The organism is Mesorhizobium sp. P5_C1 (assembly GCF_054049815.1).
The window spans coordinates 1-7,175 of record NZ_JBFULQ010000282.1; the positions used below are offsets into that span (position 1 = coordinate 1).

Annotated in this window: 3 protein-coding genes and 1 pseudogene; 2 read left to right on the top strand and 2 right to left on the bottom strand. The window is 64.1% G+C overall.

Features of this window, described 5'->3' with window-relative positions; genetic code table 11:
• Positions 1-168 precede the first annotated feature (168 nt).
• Positions 169-1,050 carry a sigma-70 family RNA polymerase sigma factor gene (locus tag ACXJ7R_RS20390; protein ID WP_457153420.1) on the top strand — a complete coding sequence of 294 codons (882 nt, stop codon included), beginning with the start codon at positions 169-171 and terminating at the stop codon, positions 1,048-1,050.
• A gap of 31 nt (positions 1,051-1,081) precedes the next feature.
• Here the strand turns inward: ACXJ7R_RS20390 and ACXJ7R_RS20395 are convergent, their stop codons facing one another.
• Positions 1,082-4,996, bottom strand: a complete 3,915-nt coding sequence (locus tag ACXJ7R_RS20395; protein ID WP_457153421.1) for an AsmA family protein — start codon at positions 4,994-4,996, stop codon at positions 1,082-1,084.
• 164 nt (positions 4,997-5,160) lie between these two features.
• Between ACXJ7R_RS20395 and ACXJ7R_RS20400 the strand changes: the two genes are divergently transcribed.
• Complete coding sequence (locus ACXJ7R_RS20400) at positions 5,161-6,147, top strand: Dyp-type peroxidase (RefSeq protein WP_457153422.1); 987 nt, start codon at positions 5,161-5,163, stop codon at positions 6,145-6,147.
• A 145-nt stretch (positions 6,148-6,292) separates the two neighbouring features.
• On the opposite strand, the pseudogene ACXJ7R_RS20405 reads toward ACXJ7R_RS20400, so the two are convergent.
• Positions 6,293-7,175: pseudogene (locus tag ACXJ7R_RS20405) on the bottom strand (winged helix-turn-helix domain-containing tetratricopeptide repeat protein); the annotation flags it as partial.

Genomic DNA, 7,175 nt, shown 5'->3' on the forward strand with positions numbered 1-7,175 from the left:
CTGGTCGAAACGGAAACTGATGCCCATGCCGAACTCATCACCGGGCTTGCGGCATTCGAGGCCTTTCAGAACGGCATCCGCGACCGTTGCATTGAACGCCCACAACGTGAGGAAATGACCGTCGTGGGCAGCTATCGGATGCTGGGCGAGTAATCGGGATAGAGGCGCATGAACATCCCTGGCGATATCCGCGATCCCTTCGATCGCCTGTTCGGGGAATTGCGCCCCAAGCTGCACCGCTACTGCGCCCGCATGACGGGCTCGGCCATCGACGGTGAAGACGTGCTCCAGGAAGCCCTGGCCAAGGCGTTCGAAGCCCTGCCCAACACCGGCCCGATAGCGAATCCGGAAGGTTGGCTGTTCCGCATCGCCCACAATGCGGCGCTTGATTTTCTGCGCCGTCGCGCCCGTGAAAAGGCCTTTTCCGATGAGGATCCGGACATGATCGTCGACCCGGCCAACCCCACCGTCGATCGTCAGGCCGCGGCCGCCGGCCTGCACACCTTCATGCGCCTTCCCGTCGCACAGCGAAGCAGCATCATCATGATGGACGTCCTGGGCTATTCGCTGCAGGAGATCAGCGCCATGCTCGACACCAGCATTCCGGCCATCAAGGCGGCGCTGCATCGTGGCCGCGGCCGCCTGCGCCAGCTCGCCGATGAACCCGAGGATCGCCCTTCCCCCAGGCTGAGTGCGTCCGAACGCCTGCTCCTCGACGCTTACATCGATCGCTTCAACGCCCGCGATTTCGATGCGGTGCGCGACATGCTGGCCGACGAGGTGCGGCTGGAACTGGTGGCCAGGGCGCGGCTGAATGGCCGCGGGCAAGTGGGCACCTACTTCCGCAATTATTCGTCGGTCCAGGATTGGCGTTTCGTGCCGGGCTTCGTCGAAGGCAGGCCGGCAGTCCTTGTCTGCGATCCAAGTGACCCGACGGTGCGGCCTTCCTACTTCGTGCTGCTGGGATGGCAGGCGGGCAGGCTTGCCGCCATTCGCGATTTTCGTCACGCTCGCTACGTTGCGGACAGCGCCGAGATGTCCGTCCTCTGAGGCAATTGTTCAGCGCCGGCGGTAGTTTCCGCTACTGCAACGACTTCAGCAGATTGTCGATGGTGAACGGATTGGACTTCGGCTTGGCCGGCGGCGGGCTGTCGTTGGCCTCCGGCGGCGGCGCACGCTCCACCTTCGGGGCCTGCTGCGCGGCCTTGCGTTCGGCCTCGAGCCTTGCCTTTTCCTGCGAGGCGATGCGTCTTGCCTCCTCCGCCTTCTGCCGCTCCTGCTCGTCGGCCTGCGCCTTGGCTGCCTCGTCGGCGGCCTGCTGCTGGGCCGCGGCCTCGGCATCTGCCTGGGCTTTCGCTTCGGCATCGGCTTTCGCCTTTGCATCCGCTTCAGCTTGGGCCTGCGCATCTGCTTGCGCCTTTGCCCTGGCGTCAGCCTCGGCTTTCAGCCGCGCCGCTTCCTCCTGTTGGCGCAGTTCCTCGGCCGCCCTGTCGCGTTCGTCCTGCAACGCCGCATAGTAGCGCACCTCGCGCCGCAGCCGCTGCTTTTCGAGCAGCGCCGCCTGCATCGCCTCGACGCGCCGCTGTTCCCTTTCCAGCGCGCGCTGGGTCAGGAACTGTGCCAGCGGCTCGCTGTCGAACTGCCGTTTCACGGCGCCGAACGGCCCCTCGGCGGTGAAGTTCACGACCGGCTCGGAGCCGACCAGCGCGTCGTCGCCGGGCCGATAGGTAATCGCCCCCTTGGCGGAAACCATGGCTGTGTTGAGGTCCGCAATGATGTCGGCGGACAAGGTCGCCGCCGGATTCTCCAGGCTGATCGGCGGTGCCCGCACCGTGCCGCCGGCAACCGTGAAGGCGACAGATGTATCCTTGGCGGCAAAACTGCCATCGGCGGCGATTTGCGGCGCGAAGGCGGCGGTCTTGGCCGCATCGATGTCGCGCCCGATCGCATCCGCCTTGGCGAGGAACGCGTTGAACGCATCGGGATTGACGCCGGCGACCTGCAAGCCCTTCAGCGCCGCCGTGCCGGAGCCGGATAAAGCCGCCACCATCGCATCGACCGACTTGCCGCTGGTCGACAGCGCCGTCGAGAAATCACCATTGCCGCTGATGCCGGCATTCGGCAGCACGGTCGCCAGATCGGCGCCGGCCAGTTTCATCTGGCCGGTGAAAAGTCCGGTGCCGTCATTGTTCTTCAATTCGAACAGGCCAGTCAGCGCACCATTGAGGAATTTCGCCTTGAGATCCGAAACCCGGATGCCTTCCTGGTCGAGCTTGAGCGAAAAGCCAGCGTCATAGGCGGTGGCGAACGGCCCGGCGGCAAGTGCCGCCGTCGTCAGGTCGAGGTCGGCGGTGAACGGCAGGCTGGATTTCTGGCTGAACGGAGCAGCCGGCCAGCCACCATTCTTGTCGCCCCCACTCTTATTGGCAAGGAAAGCGGAATCGCCGAACAGCGCCACCGCCATCGGATCGAGGTCAAGCTCGTCGAGCACCAGCGCCCCGGCCAGATGCGGCACGCCGTCCTTGACCTCGACATTGACGTCGCCGGACACCGCCGCCTCGTTCAGGGCGCCGCTGAGATTGTCCAGCACCAACAGGCCGTTGCCATAGTCGCCCTGCGCCGCGAGTGACGCCGACATGCCAGCGCCCATGCCAGGCAGGCCGATGCCGGTCGTCATCAGCCACGGCTCGATGTCGGCGGCATCGAGGTTGAGCTTGCCTTTGACGGTAGCCCCTTGCGGCGTGTCCGCAACGGTTCCCTCGAAACCGGCTTTGAAGTCGTTGCCGGCGAGGCTGAAAGTCGTCGCCAGGCCGCCGCCAAGCGTGCCCTTGGCCTGAACGTCCGTGCTCGCCTCGCCCAGCATGCCGAGCGGCAGCGCCGGCAGGCCGTAGAGCGCCAGCAGCGCGGTGGCGTCAGGGTTCCTGGCGTTGAAGGTCAGCGTCACCGGCGCTTCGAGCAACTTGTCCGCTGCTCCCTTCCCCGACAGCGATGCCGAAAAGGCCGAGCCGCCGGCCTTGCCTTGGCCGCTCACCGCCAGCCCCGTAGTGCCATCGCCATTGTCGGCGGCACTTGCCACAAGGTCGACGCGCGCATCCTGGAACAGCTCGGGATAGGCCGCCGCACGGCTTGCCAGCCCCTTCAGCACGGCATTGTCGGGATAGTGCTGGGCAGCAACGTCGACCAGCGGCTTGAGATCGACGGCAACCACCGAAGCGTCGAGCTTACCGGTCGGACTTGCCGGAAAATCCTTGATCCGGCCGGTGGCGCTGATCGAGGCGCCGGCCAACCCGCCCAACGACAGTCGGTCGATTTCAAGCAACCCGTCGCGCAGCCTCAGCGCCGTATCGACCGTGTCGGCGGTCAGGCCGCCGGCGCTGACCGGCCCGGCCTTGATCTGGAAATCCAGGTCGCGGTCGGCAAAGCGGTTGGCGCCCTTGTCGCTGACGAAGATCGAAGCGAAGGCTGCCAGCCCGTCGACATCGAGCTCACCGCCTTCGAGCCGCATCAGCACCGACGGTTTGGCATCGTCGGGCTGGCTGGAATCGATACTGCCGGAAAACTTCGCCTTGCCCAGGATCAATTCGAGATCGCTGAAGGCCTGGCGCTTTTCCGTGAGATCGACCGTGGCCTTGAAACCGGCGGCGGGCAGTCGGCGGATCGCCTCGTCGACATCCTTCGACAGCCAGGCGGCAAAGCCAGAAGGTTGCGCCACGGCCAGCAGCAGCGAGCCGGTGAAGCCGAAATGATTCTCGACGCTGAGCATGCCGTTGGCTTCCAGCGTGGTGCGGCCAGGCAGTGTCGCGGCGAGCGATTCCACCAACCAGCCGCCATCGGTCGGCTGGGCGGAAAGATGGACGTCGCGCACCGTGGTGTCGCCGGCGACCACCGCCGGCAGCTTGACCTCGACGGTGCCCGGTATGGTCGGCTTCGGCAGCTCGTGCAACGCTTGCTCAAGCGCCGCGATGCGCTGGTCGAGCGTCGCGCCGGCGCCGGCCTCGGCGCCTACCGCCTCGTCGAACTGCACCTGCGCGCCACTGGCCTCGATGGCGAAGCTCGGCTTCAGGCCGAGATCGACCGAAGCCTTGCCGTCGGCGGTGTAGGGATTGTCGAGAGGCCCCGTCTCGAAGCGGAATTCGTCGACACCGAGCTTCTGGTGGTCGAGCGAAAACTTGCCGTTCAGCCGAAAGCCCGGATCGGGCTTGCCAGCACTGACCTTCACCGTCTCGCCGTCGTTGCCGCGCAGCGCGGCGCTGTTCTTGTCGGCACCGGAGATCTTGAACTGGCCGGAGTAGACGGCGGCACCCTTGACGATGCCTGCATTACCGTCGGTTTCGATGACCAGCGGATAGGCATCGGGATCGGCCTTCAGCCGAAGCCGCATTTGCCCGGTGCCTTCGGCCTTGCCAGTGGACGCCACGACCGTGGTACGAAGGCCGTCGAGCCGCAGTGTGCCGTCCATGCGCCATGGCCCGGCCAGCGACTTGGCGGAGATCGTCGAATTGATCTCGGAGATGAGATGGCTGCGTCCGCCGGCGGCATGGCTGAGTTTGATCTGCCCTTCCGTTACCGTCAGCTTTTCGATCGAGATCTGGTTGAGGTCGAAGGGCGAGGACGGCCGCATCGCCCAGTCGACGGTACCGTTGCTGGCAATATCGATGGTCGCTTGCGGCCGCACCAGCCGCATGTCGAAGATCAGCACCTCGCCACGCAGGAAGGGCGCCAGCTCCGCATCCATCGAAAACGTCTCGACGGTCATGGCCGGCTGACCATTCGGGCCACCGGCGACGGTGACGTTGGAAAAGGTCACCGAGGGAAACGGCAACAGCCGCGCCGTGGCATCGCCCTGCACCGTCACCTTGCGGCCGAGGATGGCGCTGGCTTCGCGCTCGAATTCGGCGCGGTAGCCGGTCCAGTCGACAAAATATGGCACCACCAGCGCCGCACACAGCACCAGCACGAACAGGCCACCGAAGATCACGAACAGACGTGCGAGCATCAGCTCCAAACGGGTTGATTGAAATTCTGCCGCACTCTACCTGCATCCGCGTGTCGATAAAGAGGCAATTCATCCAGTGTTGCGTGATGCCTCATCCGCAGTTGCGTGAGTTGCGTGAAGCCGGATGATCTGAAACAAATCCTGGAAAAGCGGAGATTTTTCGGATGTCAGGGAAGAACTGGGACCGCGTGCCGATCGATGCGCAGAGCGTCGACGCTCCACTATCGTTGTCGGCGGTCTTTCTTGTCGTCACCGTCGCCAGCGAGCAAAGCGCCCTGGCCGAGGTCGCGGCCGTGCTCGGCGGGCTTGACGATCTCGTCAAGACTGTCGGATTCCGTGACCTGTCCGGCCACCTGTCCTGCATTGCCGGCATCGGCCGCGCGCTCTGGGATCGTCTCTCTCCAGACCGGCGGCCGCTGGAACTGAGACCGTTTGCGCCGATCAAGGGTGCGGTTCATTCGGCGCCGTCGACAGCGGGCGACCTTCTCTTCCACATCCGGTCCGAACGCCCCGACATGTGCTTCGAGTTCGAGCGCATCCTGCTCGACAGCCTTGGCGACGGCGTGACGGTCGTCGACGAGGTCTCGGGCTTCCGCTATTTCGATGCGCGTGACCTGCTCGGCTTTGTCGACGGCACGGCCAACCCGACCGGTCTCGATCTGCCCGCCTCGGCGCTCGTCGGCGACGAAGATGCCGACTTCGCCGGCGGCAGCTATGTCGTCGTTCAGAAATATCTGCACGATCTCAATGCGTGGGCGCGAACGCCAACGCCCCTCCAGGAAGAGATCATCGGCCGCACCAAGATCGACAACATCGAAATCGATGATGACGCCGCGCCGCGCAAATCGCACAAGTCGTTGGCCACCATCGAGGATGCCGATGGCAACGGATACGATATCCTGCGCGACAACATGCCGTTCGGCCAGCCGGGGCGACGGGAATTCGGAACCTATTTTATCGGCTATAGCAGGTATCTCTGGGTGACCGAGAAGATGCTGCAGCGAATGTACATCGGTGACCCGCCGGGCGCATACGACCGGTTGCTCGATTTCTCCACGCCGCACACCGGCACGACGTTCTTCGCGCCAACCCGCCCCATGCTGCAAACGCTTGTTCAGGGCGCGCAGGAGAAGCCTGCGGCCGCACGGTAGTCCGCCGTCCTCTGGTTTGCCTCCGACCGCATGCCCCTTGCGCGAGGTGCGCAAGTTGAAGGCAGGGCCGTCCGACGCGGCACGTTGTCTTGAGACGGGTCGATGGGTACTCACAGCTCACAGCGGGCTGCGGCTTGGGAGACGCTTATTCTTGCCTGTCGACACGCTCCAGGATGGCGCGGTAACGGCTGCACACAGCGGGATCCTCAAAGAAATCCAATTCCGCATCGACGATCTCGTCAAGGCCTAGTCCAGGGTAATGTGCCTTGACTTTTGCCAGGACGTCTTGCGCTTGCTCGATTTCGCCGAGTTCGCAATGGCAGACGACAAGACGAACGAGCGACCACCGCGGTACGCTCGCCATTTTCGCGTAGCAGGCCGTTGCCTCGCGATATCGTCCAGCAGTGGTCAGTATGATGCCGCGAAAGTCTTCATACCATCCCACAGCGTATGGGTCGCGGCGCTGGGCTTGGTTTATTTCAACAAGCGCCTCATCCGGCCTGTCCGTGTAATTGAGGAAAAGGGCACGGATACTGAGAATGAACGGGTCGTTCGGATTCAGGGCAACCGCACGGTCAAGGCTGATTTCAGCCTGCCTGAATTGGCGCAAGTACAAGAGAGCAAAGCCGGTCGCGAGATGGCCATACGCCCCGTCGGGGTCGAGTTGCAACGCGGTTTTTGCCATCTCCAGTGCGGAATGCAGATAATCTGAATTGTAGTAGACCCAGAAGAATTTGAGGGTCTCGACAACGCCGAGCATGGCGTGGGCAGCAGCAAACCGCGGATCGAGCTTTACCGCCTGGCGCAGAAACGGTTCCGCTTCGTGTGCGGCGTCATAGACGGCCGCCAATTGCAGCGCCCGCAGGTAAAACTCATAGGCCGACATGTTGTCCGTCGGCCGGGCCCTGGCGCGCGATGCAATCGCGGTTCTCGCCTGCCGGGCGAGGCGGGCTGCAATCATCTGGGTGATTTCATCCTGGATGGCGAAAATGTCATCGAGTTCGCGGTCGTAGTGCTCGCCCCAGATG

Excerpts from the sequence above, each read along its gene's own strand:
- ACXJ7R_RS20390 (WP_457153420.1), top strand. The coding sequence starts at position 169 with ATGAACATCCCTGGCGATATCCGCGATCCCTTCGATCGCCTGTTCGGG.
- ACXJ7R_RS20395 (WP_457153421.1), bottom strand. The coding sequence starts at position 4,996 with ATGCTCGCACGTCTGTTCGTGATCTTCGGTGGCCTGTTCGTGCTGGTG.
- ACXJ7R_RS20400 (WP_457153422.1), top strand. The coding sequence starts at position 5,161 with ATGTCAGGGAAGAACTGGGACCGCGTGCCGATCGATGCGCAGAGCGTC.